This is a genomic window from Myxacorys sp., assembly GCF_059501405.1.
Genome location: NZ_JCACCM010000149.1, coordinates 50,705 through 70,701, shown reverse-complemented (window position 1 = coordinate 70,701; position 19,997 = coordinate 50,705). Strand labels below are relative to the sequence as shown.

The following is a 19,997-nucleotide window of genomic DNA, read 5'->3' as shown; positions in this document are numbered from 1 at the left end:
TAAGGTAATGGGTTTGCGATTCGCCTTAAGCTCGGAAGGATCGCTTGATTCCGGTCGTTGCATTAGACTGCACGCAACCTAAATCCACCACCAAAATCTAGAAAAGTCAAAATGTGTATCCGAAATCAAGAAATACATAGGTGAAATCAAATAACACTTGTGCGAATTTAAAGAAACTTATGCAAAATCGAATTCTATTCTTGTATATCGACAAACGCTTATTGAAAACCGAGAAGTGGAGATGTGAATTAAGAAAAACTCATGCAAAATCGAGTTCCGCTTTTGTAAATCACTGAATGCTTATCAAAATCGCTTTTCTAGTAACGTTTCTCGAATAATCATGCATTTGAGCTAAGTCAACAACCGACTCCGTACATAGCCCCTTGAGTTTAGGATACTCGTTTGAACTATCACAACTATTGACTAGCTAACGATTTACCTGTTCTCCGAAGCTTTTACTGAACCATTAGGATTGAGTGTGGAGTAAGAACTAAGAGCCTAGACCAAGGATAGTCATCTATGCTGCAAGTAGGGCAAGTTATCCACGATCGCTACCAACTCCAACAAAAGCTGGGTCAAAATGCAGGACGACAAACTTGGTTAGCCGTAGATTTAGAGACGCAAGCGGAACCTGTGATTGTCAAACTGTTAGCGTTTGGCGATCAGGTGCAGTGGGATGACCTCAAACTGTTTGAGCGAGAAGCGCAAATTCTGAGACAGTTGGAGCATTCGCGCATTCCGAAGTATCGCGATTATTTTTCAATTGACGATCGCTTGCTGTGGTTTGGTTTAGTGTATGACTACATTCCAGGTACATCACTGAAGCAATTGATTGACAATGGTAAACGATTTTCTGAAGCCGATGTGAGAAAGATTGCGATCGCGGTTCTAAAAATTCTGCGCGATTTACATCATCTCAATCCGCCGATTCTCCATCGCGACATCAAACCTAGTAATCTGATTTTAGGAAAAGACGATCAGATTTACTTAGTCGATTTTGGAGCCGTACAAGATAAAGCGGCTAAAGAAGGCGTAACCTTTACTGTCGTTGGAACCTATGGCTATGCGCCGATGGAACAATTTGGAGGACGAGCCGTTCCGGCATCAGATCTCTATGCGTTGGGCGCAACGTTGGTTCATCTATTAACTGGAACGTCTCCAGCCGATTTACCTCAGCGTAACTTGCAGATTCAATTTCGTGATGCCGTTACCCTAAGTTCAGACTTTGCAACTTGGATCGACCATCTGATTCATCCCGCACCTGAAGCAAGACTCAAAAGTGCAGAGCAAGCGCTGCAAGTTTTAGCCCATCAAACCGAATTACTTCCTGCTGCCGCGATTAGCGCAGAGCGCAACTCCACAGGACTCGGCATCGAACGCCCTCGCAATACAAAAGTCAAACTGATTAAATCTCGCGATTGCTTGGAAATCGTCATTCCTAAACATCGAAAAAATGATGCAATCGAATACGCCATTCCTAAAGCAAGTGGTATCCGAGTCGTGATGTTCTGGCTCGGGATGACGGTTGTAGGAGGAGCTATAGCCATTCCTACAACCGTCATTGGTCTGTTATTGCGGGCTAGAGGACTGCAACCTCTTGTGTGGATAGTTTTGTGTTTGGGAGTCATCTTTTTTTTCCTTGTTGCTCCTTGGTTTCGTCAGACTCGAATTCGCTTTACGCGTCAACAATTTTTCATTGAAGAAGAGCATTTTTCCTCCACCACATCCCGGATTACCGGAACGACATCAGACATTCGAGAGGTGCGACGCGGCGATCGCTGCATTCAAATTACGTCAGGTCCTTACCGGAATGGGTATCGCCAAGATCGCATCGGGTATGAGTTGACCGACTTTGAGCAAGTTTGGCTAGTTCAGGAGATCAGAAAATGGCTAAAACTTAAACAGGAATAGGATCGGAGTTAATTGGGATCGCTGCATTTACCAAAGTGGTCAGAACGCCTGTTTGCTCTTGTCCGCTCGTCGATAAGTCGCTGTAGCACAAGAATAATTTCTCCTCGGCTCTGCCCAACAAGTCCAGCATAATTCGACGCAAGCGCTGTTCGTTCATCGTTTGAGTATCTTCGACGCGCCAAGCTTGACCTGACCAATTCTGAAGAAAAATTGGAGCCGCAAACAGCGCATCGACCCCACTGAGCCAACGAGACGACCCTGCATCCAGCCAAAATTGCCAACGGTGAGCGCGACGACTTGACCGATATTGAAACACGGTTGCTAAAGTGACAGCATTACTCGCAAGTCCAACCGGACGCACGGGAAACGGATTTGCCGTCACCGTTCCGTTTCTCAACAGTTGAATGAAATTACGAACCGTCATTGAGGCTGGAGCGTCGCTAAAGTCGCTCCGGCGTAAGCGATCGTCTACTTCCCAATAGTGCTGCGCGGTTTCTATCAACTCTCTTAGGGCGGCTAATTGATCAAACGGTAAGTGACTGCCACCTAGAAAAAATCGCTGAATCGCGCGATCGCACATCACGACCGGATTTGCAATTAGTCTTTCTCGAAGCTGCTGACGCTGATCTTCAATCCATTTCACAATTCCCGCATAGGCATCGGCTGCCTGATACCCCAATCGATCCCACCGGGAAAATGCCGTTGCAGGCATTAGATTTGGATGATCCGGGTGTGGCTCAAAGCAATAATCTGCTATCAATCCTGCTCGGACTGGATCAATCAAAAATGAGGCAGTACCCACAGATGACGTAGACAAAGTTTCGTCGTTCCTCCAATCGGAGGTTGCTATTTTTTGGCTGAGGACGACTAACATTTCTGCGATCGCGTCTCGATCGACCAATCGACCCAAGCCAGGATAAATCAATGCGAGTAACGTCAACAGCGATCGGATAATCGGACTACTTGCGAGTGGACGCTGATCGTTTAGCAACTCGACCGGAATTCCTTTTTTTCTCAAAATTTCAGTCAAGCCATAACGAGAGATCGGATCGATTCCCGGACCGATGATCGCAATCTCTCGCGGCTGAATTTGCCCCGATTGCACCGCTTTGACAATCACATCTCCGGTTTGACGAATCAATTGCGCTTGTGTCGTAGTTTGCACCGTTTGAATCGAATCGGGCAAACTCGCAAAGAAAACCGGATCGCTAACCAGTTCAACAATCGACTCGCCCAGATCGTCCATCAGCGATGACACAGACCGGGTTAGGGCAACTTCTTCGCAGCTAGACGCCAATTCCGCCATGTAGGTTGGATCGGCTCCTAAGCCCAGTCGCACGGCCCCATCTGGGTTAAACCCAAACGCGCAGGCTGTGCCATTGTTTAGAAAGACCTCAAACAACTGCCGAGCGATCGCAGGAAATTCGTCTACGTCATCGGCAATGACGCCTTGAAAGCGATCGAGCAGATGCTTTTGATAAATCGGATTGGGCAACAAATAGCGCCAATACAACTCAGTAATCAAGCTATAGGTGAGCAATCCACGCCGCAAACACCAAAACCGCCACCGTTGCAGCATCTCACCAACCGTCGCGTAGGAAATCGAGAGTTCTGCTACCTGTCCTTCAATTCCTGGAACGCCTTGTTCTAGCAACATCGGAATTTCGTCTAGCGTAATGCCGCTCAATGATGCTAGTTGCATCAAGTCTAGAATGCGCCGCACAAGCCTAGCTTCGCTGTAGCTTGTGCGAGCAATTGCGCCATCCAGTTCAGCCCGCCACAGCCGCGTGGCTAATTCCTGCTCATTCTCTGGTCGCAATCGAATCGGAAACGTCGCTTTTAGATCCAACGATCCAATTAGCAGTGACCAAAACAGCATGACTTCATCCTCAAAAAAACCAAGTGGCGTTGTTGAGCGAAAGGGGCACTTGCCTTGGGTTGCGGCTGTTAGGCGATCGGCCAGATCCAATCGATTATCTCCGATCGCGGCTAACACCAAAACGCCGATCGCGCTCTGCGTTACGCCACGAGTCAACCCCGGACGCACCCAGTCGCAAAATTGATTGACCAAACGAGTCGTTTTGCCGCTCCGTGAAGCGCCTGTTACCCAAACAGAATTAGAACGCACAAATCAGCCTCAGATGAATTTGCTACAATCCTTAGCACTCTAACGATGCGATCTACCTGCACTGTCAAAGGCTAGGGACAAATGATTGCCTCTCTCTATATCCTAGATCTCGTTGCAGCAGCACGCTTAGAATGAACTACATCCGCTTCACAAACCAATTCATGAAAAGGTTAATTTTCTTTTCAGATGCAGAGCCTGAATCTGAGTTCCACCCTCTACGCTACAACCTCTTGACACCCTTCACCCGTCAGTATTGCATCCCGATTGAATCATGAGAACGTCTATTTTTGCTCGTTTGAAAGGATCGCTCCGCCGTGCCGAGCAGTGGTATCTCGAAACGCCCGATCGCGCCCTCGATTTGGCCTATGATGCGGCGTTGAAAATCAAAGCGATCGAGGACGAGCATTTCGGCGGCAAAAAAATTGCTCGGAATACTGGAGATCTCAGCGAAAACGCCTTCGCTTATTTTGAAGCCGATCTCAAGCGGCATCTCCGCACGATTCGGATGCGGTTAACCGAGTTTCGCCGCAGTCGCTCGACGCTCAACACCACCAATCCCAATAAAGTCGCGGCGAGCCGATCGCTGCGAACGATTGAGACAACAGCGATCGGCTCGGATCGATTTGTGCCGACTGTGCGAGATAAACCCGCGATCGCGCTGGAAAAACTAACATTTATTGACGAAATTTTAGCTCGATACACCGAACAAAATCTGACCCTAGAAGCCGTGTCAACGGCAATGATTCCGGCTGTTGACGCAGAAGATAGACGGTTGAGCAACACGAGTGAGAAACCGTCTAATGAAAAAGTTCCGATCAATGCTGCTACAGGCGGCGACGACTTTGAATCAATTTCTGACAAAACGGGTCTGCTGCCGCGATCGATTTTGACCACTTTAAACCGATTGAGACGAGACCTAGATCCCAAATCAGAAGCAGAAGTTGTTCAGACCTACCGACTTTCCAAAGTCAGAACATTGCTTGCCGTTCGGTTTATTTTGACCCTCATTTTAATTCCACTCTTGGTGCAGCAAGGAATTCGCAATATTGCTTTAACGAATGCCCTGCCCGCCGGACGCTGGATCAACCAGCAGTTTAGGATCGAGGCTCCTGAAAAGATTTTTCTCAACCAAGAGATGACCGAAGAAGCGTTGTTAGATTTACAACGGTTTGAAGAGCGACTGAAGTTTGAAAATTTATTAAAAGAAACATTAGACCGACGAGCGTTTTCGTTAGAAGAAGCGGAAGCACGGATCAAGAAACGAGCCGAAGCGGTCGAAGCTCAAATGCAAGAAAAAGCAGTGGAGATTGCCGAAACCTTCTCGCTTCATAGTACAGACGCGATCAAAAATTGGATTGCGGATATTGTAGGCGCGATCGCATTTGCCTTTGTTCTCACCAATAGCAAACGTGAAATCGAAATTCTCAAATCTGTCATTGATGAAGTTGCTTACGGTTTAAGCGATAGCGCCAAGGCATTTGTGATTATCTTGCTTACTGATACGTTTGTCGGATTTCACTCGCCGCATGGCTGGGAAGTGCTGCTTGATGGTCTTTTTAGACATTTTGGTCTACCTGCCAGTCACAGTTTTATTTTCTTATTTATTGCGACTTTTCCCGTGATTTTGGATACGATTTTCAAGTATTGGATTTTCCGTTATCTAAACCGAGTTTCTCCATCGGCGGTAGCGACCTATCGCGAAATGAACGAATAAGCTGCGAGAGAAACGTTCCGTTTAATGATCGAATGAGATCGCCTAGCAAAGCGTCTCAACGCTTTAGAAGAGAAGCATTTTAAGTGTAGCTGAAGATAAATACTGGGAAATCTAGAGCAAGTACCGGTCTTTAATAATATCGGGAAAATCCATACCCTGTGACTTCAAGCTATGACTCAGCTTTTTCAAACTCCCGAAGTGTCCCCTGCCGAATTGTTAGCAACTGAAACCGACGACGCCTTAAACCAGGAACTAAAAACCTTACAACAAAGAATAGCTCAGTTGGAGCAAGAGTTGGAACTGCGATCGCAGTCATTGCAGCAGCCAACTCGAGACACGCGTGATCCCGTAAAGCTTGGCAAAACCAATCGTCGCCTTCCGCTTGCTGAAGGCGACCATCAGGCGCTGATCGCAATTCTGGGAGCTAGTGCCGACTTCATTGAAATTGACTCAATGGACGGGCAATGGTTGTATAGCAATCCGGCAGCCCTGAACCTAGTGGGTCTAAAGGATATTGAGCAAGCCAAGACCAAACACATTAGCGACTATATCCTGCCCAAAGACCTCGAGCACTTTCAGCAGCACATTCTGCCAACAGTAAAGCAAACAGGCTACTGGCAGGGAGAGTTACGGTTTCACCATTTCAGTACGGGCGAAGTGATCCCGGTTGAATCTACCCTCTTTGTTGTCCCCGATTTGGTCACAAACCAGCCCTTTGGTTTGGCAATCATTAGCCGCGATATTCGCGATCGCAAGCGCATTGAAGGAGAACTCAAACAACAGACCGATCTGCTGCAACTGATTCTGAACAAGATGAGCGATGGAGTCGTCGTGGCGGATGCAAAGGGGCAATTTCTGATCTTTAACCCGGCTGCCGAACAAATGTTTGGCAGAGGAGCAACAGACACTCAACGCGAGGAATGGTCGGAACAGTATGGACTCTTCCTGCCCGATCGGGTGACGCCCTTTCCGACAGAGCAGATTCCCCTTGTGCGGACGCTGCGGGGCGAACGTGTGGAAAATGTGGAACTGTTTACTCGTCATAGCAATGCGCCAAACGGAATTTGGGCAACGATTAGCGGCACATCTCTGAAAGATGCCCATGGAAACCTGAACGGGGGTGTAGTTGTCTGCCGAAACATCACAGAGCGCAAACAGGTAGAGGAACAGTTGCAGCAGAGAGAAGGCTTCCTGCACAGCCTTTATGAGGGAGCAGAGGTAGGCTTTTTTGTGGTCGATGTTACAGAAACGGGAGAATTTCGCTATCACGGATTCAATCCTTTACTTGAACAGGTCATTGGATTTAGCACGGCTCAAGTGCAGGGCAAGACTCCGGTGGACGTGTTTGGTGAAGTTATGGGTCCGAGCTTTGAGCAGAGCTACCGACGGTGTACCCAGCTAGAGACAGCCATTTCTTACGAAGAGTTTGCTCACTTTGACCAAGGGATTCAGTGGTTCTTGGTCACGCTGTCTCCTTTGAAAGATGCTCAAGGCAAAATCTATCGCCTTGTGGGTACCACCATTGAGATCACCGATCGCAAGCAGGCAGAACACCAGTTGTTGGAAACGAAAAATCTGTACCAACAAATTCTGAATGCCATCCCTGATTTTGTCGTATGCAAAGGAGCGGAGTCACGCATCATTTATGCCAACAAAGCGTTTCGTGACTACTACGACAGGACCTTAGAGCAACTTCAGAACATTACTGATGCAGCCTATAATCAGCCAGACTACACGCAGCAATATGTGAAGGATGATGCCTATGTCCTCAACACCGGAGAAACCTTGGTGTTAGAAGAGCCAGTCACTCGGCATGATGGTGAGGTACGCATTTTTAGCACCATTAAGAGCGCCATTTTTGACACGGAAGGAGAGGTGATTCAAACTGTCGGCATCTCGCGCGATATTACCGATCGCAAGCGCGTCGAAGACGAACGCAAACAGGCAGAAGTCACTTTGCAACAGAAGACAACTGAACTAGAGCAAACTCTAAAAGATCTGCAACAGACCCAGCTCCAAATGATTCAGAGCGAGAAAATGTCCAGTTTGGGTCAAATGGTGGCAGGTGTTGCCCACGAAATCAACAACCCTGTTAACTTCATCCATGGCAATCTGGCTCATGTTGATGAGTACACCAAAAACTTATTAGGTCTAGTGAATTTGTATCAGCATCACTATCCAAACCCGCCGCAGAACATCCTGGATGAAATCGAGGCGATCGATCTAGAATTTCTCAGCAAAGATTTAACGAACGTTCTCCAGTCAATGCGAGTTGGCACTAACCGAATTCGAGAGATTGTGCTTTCCCTACGAAACTTCTCGCGCTTAGATGAAGCAGACGTCAAAGATGTCAACCTTCACGAGGGCATGGACAGCACCCTGACCATCTTGCACAACCGTTTGAAAGCAACATCGGAGCGGTCAGAGATTCAAGTCATCCGAAACTATGGAACGTTGCCGTTGGTACAGTGCCATGCGGGTCAACTCAATCAGGTGTTTATGAATATTTTGAGTAATGCGATCGATGCCCTAGAACACCAAAATCGCGATCGTACTTGTTCAGAAAGGGTCAACGGTCCCAGTTCCATTACAATTTCGACAGATATCACCAGCGAGAACCAAATCAAAATTACGATCGCAGATAATGGATCTGGGATGCCGGAATCGGTCAGGCAACGAATCTTTGACCCGTTCTACACAACCAAACCCGTTGGCAAAGGAACAGGGCTGGGACTTTCGATCAGCTATCAAATCGTCACCGAAAAACACGGTGGATCGCTAGAGTGCTTCTCTAATGAGATGCAAGGAACGCAGTTTGTGATTCAGCTCCCGATCCAAATTCGGTAAATTACTGAGGCGCATTGAGCGCCTATCCTTCGGATCTTGCCAAGTGATCCTTCGGAGTTTGCGAAGCAATCGCGGGTTAACAATTGGGGTAGCGACCTAATGTTAGCCCGCGACGCTGCGGTAAATTAACCAACTACACGGGCGCGACTTTTTCTAGGATCAGCTTCGCCCGCTTCACTTGGTCAGGTACTGAGATCGGATAGTCTCCGGTAAAACACGCCGAACAGAAGCTATTTGTATCTTCTTTCGTGGCAGTCAACATACCTTCCCAACTGAGATATTCGAGAGAATCAACCCCAATTTGCTCACCAATTTCTGCAACAGATTTAGTGGCTGCAATCAAATGATCTTGGGTATCTGTGTCGATGCCGTAGAAACAGGGGTGCGTGACAGGCGGCGACGAAATTCTCATATGCACCTCGAGCGCACCCGCATCTCGCAACGCTTTGACAATTTTGCGACTGGTGGTTCCGCGAACGATGGAATCGTCCACAATGACCACGCGCTTTCCGGCAAGAACGTCCTTGAGCGGGTTGAGCTTCATCCGAATTCCCGCTTCTCGCATTCCTTGGGTCGGCTGAATGAAGGTGCGCCCAACATAGCGATTCTTGATTAACCCTTCGGCATAAGGAATTCCTGATTCTTGAGAGAACCCGATCGCGGCAGGAATGCCAGAATCGGGAACCGCAATCACAATATCGGCTTCAACAAAAGACTCTTGAGCGAGCTGCCGCCCAATGCGTAGTCGATAGCTGTACAAACTTTCCTCATGCATAACGCTATCGGGACGCGCAAAGTAAATCATCTCAAAAATGCAAAGCTTGCGTTCGGCTTTCTCCGCCCACTGAACCGACGTTAAGCCGTCGGCTGTAATCCACACGAGTTCTCCGGGCTGAACGTCGCGTACATAGTCTGCGCCGATGATGTCGAGTCCGCAAGTTTCGGAGGCTAAGGCATAGCGATCGGGGGACTCCGGATCGTCTTTGGGTAATGTGCCTAGCACTAAGGGACGAATGCCATTGCGATCGCGGGTTGCCAAGATGCCGTCGGGCGTTCCAATCACCAAACTAAATGCGCCACTACAGCGTTTGAAGGCGCTTGTTGCTGCCTCGACCCAATCTTTGCCGTCGTTGACTTCATCGCCTAGCGCGAGGGCAATCATTTCAGAATCGGTGGTGGTGATAAAGTCATGATCGCGTTCAGAGAGTTCTTCCCGCAGTTGGGCGGTGTTGACTAGGTTTCCGTTGTGAGCGAGGGCGAGTGACCCTAGACGGGTCGGTACGATCGCGGGTTGAGCGTTGACAACTCGGCTTGATCCGGTGGTGGAATAGCGGGTATGTCCTACAGCTAACGAGCCAGGCAGCTTTCCTAAAATGGTTTCGTTGAAGACTTGCGACACTAAGCCCATGTCTTTGTGCAAACTCACCTGATTGCCATCGAATGCGGCGATTCCTGCTGATTCTTGACCTCGATGCTGCAAGGCATACAAGCCGAAATAGGCGAGGGTGGCGACCTGTTCTCCGGGTGAGTAGACGCCGAAGACGCCACACGCTTCTTCGGGTTTATCAGAGGCGGCTAGCGTGTCAATCTCTGAGTCGCTGGACTGGCAAGACTGGTCGGAGAAAGAATCATTCGGCAGCATAGGTTAGGCTCAGCTTAGGATGAGACGATGAGTTTGGGACCGGAAGAGGCACAGGAATGTAAAGGCAACCTTAACATTCTCTTAAATATCGCACAGATCGCGGGGAGAACTGGAGGAACGGGATGAATGATAGGAATTATGAACTGCACCGATAAGAGAAAATGATGAATGCTTCCGTTAGAGGCTTCTGTAGAGTTGTCTGCCACGCTGGTGGTGATAGAGATGCTGTTTTAGAAGGGCTTACCCGAATGAAGCATTGCCAGAGGCTGTTCTAATTAGGTTCAGGACTAGAGGGTGAGTCGGCGTTCGATCGCAGTTGACCAGGTAGTGTGCATGAGTGCGATCGTAGCGTTTATCAAAACAGATGCGTCCCCCGAAAGTATCCGAAGAGAATGATCGGATGTCCCAACTTGACCTAATTTTTGCCAATGACCAGGAAGTTGAGTTTGGAGGTAGGATTCCCATTCTGCAACTGCTTCAGGCTGGACAGAAACGATGATTCTAGCGCCCCCTTCGGCAAATAAACTGTGATCAATTCGGGTTGAAAAAGATGGAAGGTTAATGGTTGCGCCGCGATCGCCGCTGATGCAGGATTCGGCTAGCGCGATCGCGAGTCCGCCTTCAGCACAATCATGGGCAGAGTTAACCCAACCTTTACCAATGCCGTCTCGGCAAGCGGCTTGCACGCGCCGTTCAAGATCAAAATTGACGACGGGGGGCTGCCCTGCGATCGTGTTGTGGAGGACGGCGAGATATTCAGATGCGCCCAAGGTCAGCGAGGGAGAATCGTCGTCGAATCCGATGCCAAGCAAGTAGATGGCGTCGCCATCGTTCTTCCAGCCTTGTCCAACAATTCGAGTTAGATCAGGAATGAAGCCGACCATGCCGACAACGGGGGTCGGATAAATCGGCTGGGGGTTGCCGTTGGAATCTAGCGTCTCGTTGTAGAGGGAAACGTTGCCTCCGGTGACAGGAGTGGCGAATTCGGTACAGGCTTCCGAGAGTCCACGACAGGCTTCAGAGAGTTGCCAATAGCCAATCGGCTTTTCTGGACTGCCAAAGTTGAGGTTGTCGGTCACAGCGATCGGGTCTGCGCCGACACAACTGAGGTTGCGAGCGGCTTCGGCGACGGCGGCTTTGGCTCCTTCGTAAGGATTGAGGTAGACGTAGCGGGAATTGCAGTCGGTGGTGGCAGCGACGGCTTTGGTGATCGATGAAGCGGCTGGAGTGATGGATGAAGAGGTCGCGTCGGCGAGGGGGCGAATGCGAACGATCGCGGCGTCGGCTCCACCGGGGAGCATGATGGTGTTGTTTTGGACTTGATGATCGTATTGGCGGTAGATCCAGCGTTTGGAGGCGATCGTGGGAGAGTCAAGCAACTGGTTTAAAACGTCAGTCCAGCTTAACGTTTGTCCGTTGATGCTGATTCCAGACGGATCGGCGGCGGGGAGCTGGTCGGGTGTCCAGTTCCAAGCGTCACGGGCGTAAGCGGGAGGTTCGGCGATCAGTTCGCGATGATAGATGGGCGTGTTGTCGGCAAGAGCCGTGGCGGGAATTTCAGCCGCGATCGCGCCTTGAAATAGAATTCTGACGATCGGTTCTTCGATGACCGTTCCGGCAACGACGGCGTGCAGTTCCCATTTGTGGAAAATGTCGATTAATTCTTGTTCGCGCCCTTTTTGAGCGACAAACAACATGCGCTCCTGCGATTCGGACAATAAATATTCGTAGGGAACCATGCCCGTTTCGCGAGCCGGGATTAGATCTAAGTCAAGCTCGATGCCGACGCCGCCTTTTGCGGCCATTTCGGAGGTAGAGCAGGTAATGCCTGCTGCGCCCATGTCTTGTGCTGCCACAACCGCGCCTGTTTTAAAGGCTTCTAAGCAGGCTTCGACGAGAGACTTCTCTAAAAAGGGGTCGCCCACCTGTACGGCAGGGCGATCGTCCATTGATTCGTCGGAAAGTTCGGCACTGGCAAAACTTGCGCCGCCCATGCCATCGCGTCCGGTGGTTGATCCGACATACAGCACGGGGTTGCCGATGCCTTTCGCGCCTGATTTGACAATCTCGGTGGTTTCCATTAAGCCAAGCGCCATCGCATTGACGAGCGGATTGCCTGAATAGGCGGGATCGAAGTACACTTCTCCCCCAACCGTGGGAACGCCGATGCAATTGCCGTAGTGTGAAATGCCAGCGACGACGCCTGTAAAGATGCGGCGAGTGCGGGCGTCTTCTAAGTTGCCAAATCGGAGGGAATTTAAGATGGCGATCGGGCGAGCGCCCATGGTGAAGATATCGCGTAAGATGCCACCGACTCCGGTTGCTGCTCCTTGGAAGGGTTCGACGGCAGATGGGTGATTGTGCGACTCGATCTTAAAGGCAAGTCTCATGCCGTCACCGAGATCGATGACGCCTGCGTTCTCACCAGGCCCCACTAAAATGCGATCGCCCTCAGTCGGAAACTGTTTCAACAGGGGACGGGAGTTTTTGTAGCAGCAATGTTCTGACCACATCACTCCAAACATGCCAAGCTCGGCTTTATTGGGGTGACGCCCCAAGCGCCGCACAATCTCGTCGTATTCGTCGGGCTTAATGCCCTCTGATGCAATCTCTTGTGCGCTAAACGGAGCGGCGGCAATCTCTGTCATAGACCCTTGCATGGATGGAACAGGTTCTTATTCTATCGGTAGGGTGGGACGGATGGGGAAGGAGATTGGAGGGATGAGAGGCAACTTTGCAAGGATTGAAGCGGAGGAAGCAAGACTTGTGTTTGGAGTGCCACCCTTCCTGTTTCAAATCGGATCGTTCCTGTTTCAAATCGGAATAGTTCTGTTTTGAATAGGAATGGTGGCTATACCAACCTAAAGCAACGCACTTAAACAGGAAAAGTTTCGATCTCGAACCCAATCATTCTAAGTTTGGGAGCCAAATCTTCTGCTTTTACCTCAAACCATTCTTCTCAAATGCGCGATCGCCGAGGTAAATGAGTCAGAGAACCATTAAATCCTCTCTCAAAGCTCTGACAGGATATGTCGGCTGATAGACGGGATGGCTCTCTAGGAGGCTTTAGCCTAAAGAGCGTAGAGCAAGACAGAACAAGAGGTCAACATGACTGAAGAATCCCGTCCACCTATCCAATTAGCGGTTCATGAATCGGCTGATCCGAGTGAAATTAGTGCTAATCCGGAGGCAGAAGCCTCTGGAGAGCTAACCGATCGCAATGACTCGGTTCATGACGATGAAAATGTCGATGTTCCGACTCCAAGTGTGCTTGATACTTCTGAGAGTAGGACTCTTGGAGATGACCAAATCAGCATCGTAAACCGGAGCGCCGGGTAAGATACACCGTTTCTGTCTTTTCAAAACAAGCGCTAGAAAGTGAACGCCGAGTGTGGTACTCCAGGTTTGCAATCGATTAGATGTGGCTTTCTCCTAGAGCGGAAAATACTGAATCTGACCCTCTAATTCTCCTTCTGAACTGCAATCGACAACGATCAGCACATCGTCTATCACCTGTCCGACTTGTGCCGATGTACTCACTTCAATCACACCGGGCATCGGCAAACCTTGTTCTACTCGGTCGTAGGCGAAGCGGGTAATTGTAGCAACATCATGAGTCAGTAAAACCCTACCTTCCTGGGCTGCCCATGCCAAAATTGTCGGATCATCCTCGCCCGACAGCCCAACGTCCTGAACTCGAACAATATCGATACTAGATCTACGGCGTAGCAGACCTCTCACGATAGTATTGTCAAAGTTTTCGTCAGCAAGCAGCTTCACTAGGTTTCCTGTTGAGCTTTACGGACTAGCAATCTATCACGTAGTCCTTGCGGGTCAAACCTTGCCTCGTTCATCTTGCGAACTTCTTGAGCTTGTTGCTGTCGTTGCTGTAGGTACGCTTCAACTTCTTGTGGGTGGTTCAGGTAAAAGGCAATCACAGAATACACATCAGCAAGATTAAGCGATGGATAGCGATAGACAATTTCCTCTGCGGTTGCTCCCTGTTGAAAGACCGCAACGACCGTGTCTAGCGTTACACGAGTTTTGCCTACCCGAAGTACGCCGTCAGCCGTAAATTCTAGGGGTACAGGTTCAGCCGCGATCGCTAATGTCATAATTCATACCAGAGCAGTTGTTTCTAATAGTAACAAACCCTAGTATGACTCTCAGCATGGCTCTTGGTAGGGCTCTTGGCACTGTGCAAAGCCCTCGTTTCCAATCTTGAGAGTGCTACCTTTCAACTAAAACAGGACTGTTTATAGTCGAAATAGAAACGTTCCTACTTAAAATAGGAACCGTTCTACTTAAAACAGGAATCGTCCTATCTGAAGCTGCATTATTTCTGTCCGAAATAGAAATGGCGCTACCTGAAACAGGATTACTTCTATTGAATCGAGGAATGCTGCCCAGAAAAATGAGAATCGTCCTGTGGAGTCAGTATACTTTCATCGCAATCTCCCCACGATCGCTGCAAAAATCTTCTCAAACGTCTCTCTTGCTCTCACCAACTCCTCTACATTCCAGTCAGGTGGCTGCGGTTGATCCAACTGCGACCCCTTGAGATACACCGGATACCGGACTTCAATCTGAAGCGCTTCTACATCAGGCAGTTGTCCGTAGTGTTTGGTGATGAATCCACCGTTAAACACCTTATTTTTCACCACGCGATACCACTGCCGATTAAACGCCCGCGCCACTGCATCGATCATGTCCTCCGAACAGGTTTCTCCATTGCGATTTCCTAGACAAATATCATCGGTAATTAGCCCCAGAAAGCTGTGTAGATCCAAAAAATAGACCCGTCCAAAGCGATCGCGCGTCCCTTCTAAAAGCGCGTTCAGCTTGGCATGATACGGATCGTAAAATTCCTCAATTCGCCGCTCAATCTCCGCTTGAGTTGGCAAAACTCGATAAATCGGTTGCCCAAATGCGGTTGTTTCAGGAATTACCGATGTCCAGAAACTGCCAAATTCAGGCTTTTTTACCGCTCGGTTAAGATCCACAACATAGCGGCTGTGCGTGGCCTGCATCACTGTGATTCCTAGCTGCGGCAAAAATTGGTAGAGATGGTCAAGATGCCAATCGCTATTCGGCAGTGCCTTTAAATGCTCCGGCGTCATCGTCGCCGCGATCGCATCTGGCACAAATAGCCCACTATGCGGCAGATTTGCCACAATTGGCACTGCCTCAACCGTAGGCAACGAAAGTTTAAATAGCTCCATTCTGTTATACGTGTTGATTGATCCAATCGCGCAACACAATCAACGCTTGCGCCAGCCCGATCGCGTCACTTTGTTCGAGAAACTCCAGCACTTGCGCCCCAGGCAAGAACGGAAACAAACCACTATTCGTCGATTCGACATATCGATCCCCTTGCGATCGATAGATCTGCAACGATCCTTTTAGAACGTCATCTCCAACCGTCGTAGTGTAGCGCCAAATTTCAGGAACCCCCATTGCTCCATACAGACTCAACCGATCTAACGAGCCACTAGATACCGCCACATCGACAACTAACTCAGGCGGAGCCACTCGCTCTAGATCTAATTCAGCTCGCTTTTCGATCGCGATCGAACTGCCCACTGAATAACACCCCTCCGGCTGAATCGCCCGTCCCAAGTCGGCCCGTTTGAGCAAAAGCGACCCATTACAATACAGAGGTATGTCTGCTTCTTCAGCTACAACCAGAAGCAACGTCTCGATTAAGCGATTGCAGCGGTCATGCTCTTCTAATGGCGTCATCATTTCCAGCTTGTCGCGATCGTAAGTCAGTCTTGCTGTTCGAGACGTGCCCAATTCACCTAGTAACGTCTCAAACTGTTGCCAACTCACCCCTGGCAGCATCACTCGCCTCTCAGAAGGGGAAGGATTCTTTGCCATAAAACACCCCCAGCTCCAAAATCTTTATCCTACTGCCTTCTCAAAGCATCTCCGAGTGCCCTATTCAGCACCTTAAAATGAGATCTCTTTCAGAAGACCCGCAGAACCGGATATTCTACTTCTTACGGAACATAGTCACTTAAAATGCACTTCTCAAAAATTCTCATTGCAAATCGGGGAGAAATCGCCCTACGCATCATCCGCACCTGTGAAGAAATGGGCATTGCAACGGTGGCAGTGCATTCCACCATCGATCGCAACTCGCTCCACGTTCAGCTTGCCGACGAAGCGGTCTGCATTGGCGACCCTCCCAGCAGCAAAAGCTACCTCAACATCCCTAACATCATTGCTGCTGCTCTGACCCGCAACGCTACCGCCATTCACCCCGGCTACGGCTTTTTAGCCGAGAACGCCCGATTTGCTGAGATCTGCGCCGATCACAAAATCTCCTTTATCGGCCCCTCTCCCGACTCCATTCGCTCCATGGGAGACAAATCTACGGCCAAGAAAACGATGCAGCGCGTTGGCGTGCCCACGGTTCCCGGCAGTAAAGGGTTGGTTCAGAACGAAGAAGAGGCGCGTGCGATCGCCCAAGCGATCGGCTACCCCGTAATCATCAAAGCCACCGCTGGCGGAGGCGGACGAGGAATGCGCCTCGTCACAGCGGATGAGGAATTAGGCAAACTCTTTGCCGCCGCCCAAGGAGAAGCCGAAGCCGCCTTTGGAAACTCTGGTGTCTATGTCGAAAAGTTCGTGCAAAATCCTCGACACATCGAGTTTCAAATTCTGGCAGACAGCCAGGGCAATGTGATTCACCTCGGCGAACGTGAATGCTCGATTCAACGGCGACATCAAAAGCTGCTCGAAGAAGCACCAAGCTCTGCTCTCACGCCAGAGTTGCGAGAAAAAATGGGAACCGCCGCCGTGCTTGCTGCAAAATCGATCAACTATGTTGGAGCGGGCACAGTTGAATTTCTGCTCGACCAGTCCGGCGACTTCTATTTCATGGAAATGAATACTCGTATCCAGGTCGAACACCCCGTCACCGAAATGATTACCGGAATCGACCTGATCGCCGAGCAAATTCGGATTGCTCAAGGCGAACCTCTGCGTCTGACCCAAGACCAAGTTCAACTCAGCGGACATGCGATCGAGTGCCGCATCAACGCCGAAGACCCCGATCACAACTTCCGCCCCAGTCCGGGCAAAATCACCGGCTATCTTCCCCCCAGTGGTCCCGGTGTCAGAATGGATTCTCACGTTTACACCGACTACGAAATCCCGCCTTATTATGACTCTCTAATTGGAAAACTAATTGTTTGGAACCGCGATCGCCCCTCTGCCATCCGTCGCATGAAGCGTGCCCTGCGAGAATGCGCCGTCACTGGCCTCCCCACCACCATCAATTTTCACCAACGCATTCTCGAAACTAAAGAATTCCAACGCGGCGAAATCTACACCAACTTCGTTGACAAAGTCATGATGCCAAAAAAATAAACCTTCCCAAATTTAGCTAGATCTCAGAATCACCCCAATCTCGAATCTCCCACCCGTATTTCGTTTGCAGGGGGTTTGGGGGCAAGCCCCCAAGGATCGGAACCCGAAGTCTAGGCAGAAACAGAACACCGCCCGCCTACACCTCCCCTCCAGAATCACCAGCTCGCTAATGGAACGCCATTGTAATTAGCCCTTGCTGACCCAGCAATAGTTCTCTCACCAAACTAAAAATCCCCACCCAAAGAATCGGCGTAATATCCACCCCACCCAACGGTGGAACAATTTTGCGCGACGGTGCTAAAAAAGGCTCCGTCGGAACCGCCACCAGATTGAAAGGAAACCTCTTCAAATCCACCTGCGGATACCACGTCAACACAATCCGAAAAATAAAGAGAAACGTCATCAAGCCAAGCAGAATGCTAAATGACCAAGCCGCAACTGTAGAAACTGTCATAACCTGTAGCGCCTAAATGTTTAAGCTTTGTAACTCTTTCTCATTCTATCGAGAATCAGTCAACCTCACCAAACCCCTTTACACTGACACTCTTCTAACTCCACCGCCCCAGCGCTCCTCTCCATCCCTGATCTTGATCTATACAACGTTGTGACAAACCATTAAAATTATTAGCACTTGGTTGTTGTCTTCAAAGGATAGTAAAGTCCATGACTCCTTCTTTAATGAACTTTTTGCTCAGCCTCCTCGCGGGTCTACTGATTGTTGTCGTTCCGGCAACCGTTTTTCTCGTCGTCATCAGTCAAGCTGATAAAGTTCAACGCGGCTCATAACCGTTCGCGAATAGCTGCCAACGTATTAAAATTTCTCTCAAGCTGAAATCACAGCGATAATTAAGCTCAGCCTCAGTTTCCGTCGAGACATTGCTACTTGTAGCCATTCTCTTCACCGACTGAGGTTTTTGCTTGCAGTTTGGTGGTGCTTTGAATCGTTAGCCGCTAACATAGGTCTTATCTAGGAGAAGCGATCGCATGAGTATTTTTGATATTGGTTTAGCGAGTAGTTCCCACCTATACTTGGCGCAAGTTGCCTTTCAGTTCAATCTCGCCAGCGTGACGGGAATTGTCCTCGCCGTTGGCGGCGCAGCGCTCTATGCCGTGCGATCGGTGCGCCCGCAACTGTCTAGAGACCACGACATCTTCTTCTCGGCGGTTGGTCTGCTCTGCGGCTTAATTCTTATCTTCTACGGCTGGCGCTTTGACCCGATCATGCAATTCGGTCAAGTGTTGCTCAGCGGCTCCGCTATTTTCTTCGTGGTAGAGAATTTGCGTCTACGCCAAGTCTCTACCGAGCAAGCCAAACGCACCGCCCCGATTGTCGATAACGAGCGTCCGGTCAGTCGCACATATCAAGCCGAATTTGACGATCGCGAGATGTTTGACGAACGGGCTGAGCGGAGAATTCGCAGCAGTCGAGACGTGCGATCGCGCGATGACTACGAAGAGCGTCCGACCCGTCGCCCGACCTCCCGCAACGAACCCCGCCTCGCACCTGCTGAGCGTCGCCCGACCCGCCGTTCTGCTGACGATCCACTCGTGGATGATGTCAACGATACATCAGGTGGTTGGGGCAGTGGTTCTCGCAGTCGCACTACTCCCTCTCGATCTCCGAATCGCTCTGCCCGTCCTAAGCGTCGCCCCTCTGAGAACGTCAACCGACCTAGCAGAGATGATGCCAACTATGTAGACTACCGACCCATTGATCCCAACGACAACGAGCGGGACAACTGGAGCGAGTAAATCAGCAAAACTTAAATTGGGTTTGGGAGCGTACAGTATTAGTGCGCTCCTAATTTTTTGAGCCAAATTTTCAATCCGTCGGTTGAATGGTAATGAGGCTACATTTTTTTGCAATAGGATGGCTATTGTGCGTTTTGGCTGCCTGTAGCCCGGTTGAAACCGTGCTGGGCGGATCTTCGCTCAATAGCCGCTACAACGATGAGCAGCCGTCGCTTAGCGGTGATGGTCGCCTGATGGCGTTTGTTTCTGATCGCCAAGGAGGACGGAACATTCTGGTATATAACCTAGAGGAACGACGGTTTATCGACCTGCCACGCTTAAACCGACGCAATGCGATCGCCGAAAGTCCCAGCCTCAGCTATACGGGTCGTTATTTAGTCTATTTGTCGAGCGATCGCGGCATCCCCGAACTTCGCCTCTACGATCGCGCGGTCGGGCAATCTCAATCGTTGTTATCGCTGTATCAAGGCTGGGTGCGACACCCAAACATCAGTCCCGACGGGCGATATGTCACCTTTGAGAGTAGCAGTCGCGGACAGTGGGACATTGAAGTGTTTGACCGGGGGGCAGGAATCGAGTTAGATATTCCGAATGGGCGTCCTGTCGTGTCACCGAGTCCTTAGTTG

The 19,997-nt window shown here is 49.8% G+C and carries 16 protein-coding genes; 8 read left to right on the top strand and 8 right to left on the bottom strand.

Going from position 1 to position 19,997, the window contains the following annotated elements; all coding sequences use genetic code 11:
* Window positions 1-519 precede the first annotated feature (519 nt).
* Entirely contained in the window at window positions 520-1,911 is a 1,392-nt protein-coding gene (locus AC5I6P_RS20525; RefSeq protein WP_495695617.1) for a serine/threonine protein kinase, read from the top strand.
* On the opposite strand, the gene AC5I6P_RS20520 is transcribed toward AC5I6P_RS20525, so the two are convergent.
* Window positions 1,898-4,039, bottom strand: a complete 2,142-nt coding sequence (locus AC5I6P_RS20520; protein WP_495695616.1) for a recombinase family protein — start codon at window positions 4,037-4,039, stop codon at window positions 1,898-1,900. The two genes, AC5I6P_RS20525 and AC5I6P_RS20520, sit on opposite strands and share 14 nt — an antisense overlap.
* Window positions 4,040-4,310: 271 nt before the next feature.
* On the opposite strand from AC5I6P_RS20520, the gene AC5I6P_RS20515 reads away from it, so the two are divergent.
* Together AC5I6P_RS20515 and AC5I6P_RS20510 are read left to right on the top strand one after the other, a co-directional pair.
* Window positions 4,311-5,753 (top strand): proton extrusion protein PcxA, encoded by a 1,443-nt coding sequence (locus tag AC5I6P_RS20515; protein ID WP_495695615.1) that lies wholly within the window; start codon window positions 4,311-4,313, stop codon window positions 5,751-5,753.
* Between the two features lie 171 nt (window positions 5,754-5,924).
* Window positions 5,925-8,600: a PAS domain-containing sensor histidine kinase gene (locus AC5I6P_RS20510; protein ID WP_495695614.1), complete on the top strand. Its 2,676-nt coding sequence runs from the start codon at window positions 5,925-5,927 to the stop codon at window positions 8,598-8,600.
* 133 nt (window positions 8,601-8,733) lie between these two features.
* On the opposite strand, the gene purF is transcribed toward AC5I6P_RS20510, so the two are convergent.
* On the bottom strand, window positions 8,734-10,242 hold the full coding sequence (purF, locus tag AC5I6P_RS20505) for an amidophosphoribosyltransferase (RefSeq protein ID WP_495695613.1): 1,509 nt from the start codon (window positions 10,240-10,242) through the stop codon (window positions 8,734-8,736).
* Window positions 10,243-10,529: 287 nt separating this feature from the next.
* Window positions 10,530-12,890: a phosphoribosylformylglycinamidine synthase subunit PurL gene (purL, locus tag AC5I6P_RS20500; RefSeq protein ID WP_495695612.1), complete on the bottom strand. Its 2,361-nt coding sequence runs from the start codon at window positions 12,888-12,890 to the stop codon at window positions 10,530-10,532.
* 460 nt (window positions 12,891-13,350) lie between these two features.
* Here purL and AC5I6P_RS20495 point away from each other — a divergent pair, with 460 nt between their 5' ends.
* Complete coding sequence (locus AC5I6P_RS20495) at window positions 13,351-13,581, top strand: hypothetical protein (protein WP_495695611.1); 231 nt, start codon at window positions 13,351-13,353, stop codon at window positions 13,579-13,581.
* Between the two features lie 93 nt (window positions 13,582-13,674).
* Here AC5I6P_RS20495 and AC5I6P_RS20490 read toward each other — a convergent pair whose 3' ends face one another.
* The 4 genes from AC5I6P_RS20490 to AC5I6P_RS20475 form a co-directional block, all read right to left on the bottom strand.
* A complete protein-coding gene (locus AC5I6P_RS20490; protein ID WP_495695610.1) occupies window positions 13,675-14,022 on the bottom strand; it encodes a DUF5615 family PIN-like protein in 348 nt (115 codons plus the stop codon).
* Complete coding sequence (locus tag AC5I6P_RS20485; RefSeq protein ID WP_495695609.1) at window positions 14,022-14,357, bottom strand: DUF433 domain-containing protein; 336 nt, start codon at window positions 14,355-14,357, stop codon at window positions 14,022-14,024. The genes AC5I6P_RS20490 and AC5I6P_RS20485 overlap by 1 nt, the downstream gene beginning before the upstream one ends.
* Before the next feature lie 330 nt (window positions 14,358-14,687).
* Window positions 14,688-15,464, bottom strand: a complete 777-nt coding sequence (locus tag AC5I6P_RS20480) for an N-formylglutamate amidohydrolase (protein WP_495695608.1) — start codon at window positions 15,462-15,464, stop codon at window positions 14,688-14,690.
* A gap of 4 nt (window positions 15,465-15,468) precedes the next feature.
* Window positions 15,469-16,122 carry a Uma2 family endonuclease gene (locus AC5I6P_RS20475; protein WP_495695607.1) on the bottom strand — a complete coding sequence of 218 codons (654 nt, stop codon included), beginning with the start codon at window positions 16,120-16,122 and terminating at the stop codon, window positions 15,469-15,471.
* Between the two features lie 144 nt (window positions 16,123-16,266).
* Here AC5I6P_RS20475 and accC point away from each other — a divergent pair, with 144 nt between their 5' ends.
* On the top strand, window positions 16,267-17,619 hold the full coding sequence (gene accC, locus AC5I6P_RS20470) for an acetyl-CoA carboxylase biotin carboxylase subunit (RefSeq protein ID WP_495695606.1): 1,353 nt from the start codon (window positions 16,267-16,269) through the stop codon (window positions 17,617-17,619).
* A 166-nt stretch (window positions 17,620-17,785) separates the two neighbouring features.
* On the opposite strand, the gene AC5I6P_RS20465 is transcribed toward accC, so the two are convergent.
* Entirely contained in the window at window positions 17,786-18,073 is a 288-nt protein-coding gene (locus AC5I6P_RS20465; RefSeq protein ID WP_495695605.1) for a YggT family protein, read from the bottom strand.
* Window positions 18,074-18,282: 209 nt separating this feature from the next.
* Between AC5I6P_RS20465 and psbX the strand changes: the two genes are divergently transcribed.
* The 3 genes from psbX (at window position 18,283) to AC5I6P_RS20450 (ending at window position 19,994) form a co-directional block, all read left to right on the top strand.
* A complete protein-coding gene (psbX, locus tag AC5I6P_RS20460; RefSeq protein WP_495695604.1) occupies window positions 18,283-18,405 on the top strand; it encodes a photosystem II reaction center protein PsbX in 123 nt (40 codons plus the stop codon).
* Between the two features lie 198 nt (window positions 18,406-18,603).
* The gene (locus AC5I6P_RS20455; RefSeq protein WP_495695603.1) at window positions 18,604-19,371 is read left to right on the top strand and encodes a Ycf66 family protein; all 768 of its coding nucleotides are present in this window, start codon (window positions 18,604-18,606) and stop codon (window positions 19,369-19,371) included.
* A 92-nt stretch (window positions 19,372-19,463) separates the two neighbouring features.
* Window positions 19,464-19,994 (top strand): biopolymer transporter Tol, encoded by a 531-nt coding sequence (locus AC5I6P_RS20450; protein WP_495695602.1) that lies wholly within the window; start codon window positions 19,464-19,466, stop codon window positions 19,992-19,994.
* Window positions 19,995-19,997 lie beyond the last annotated feature (3 nt).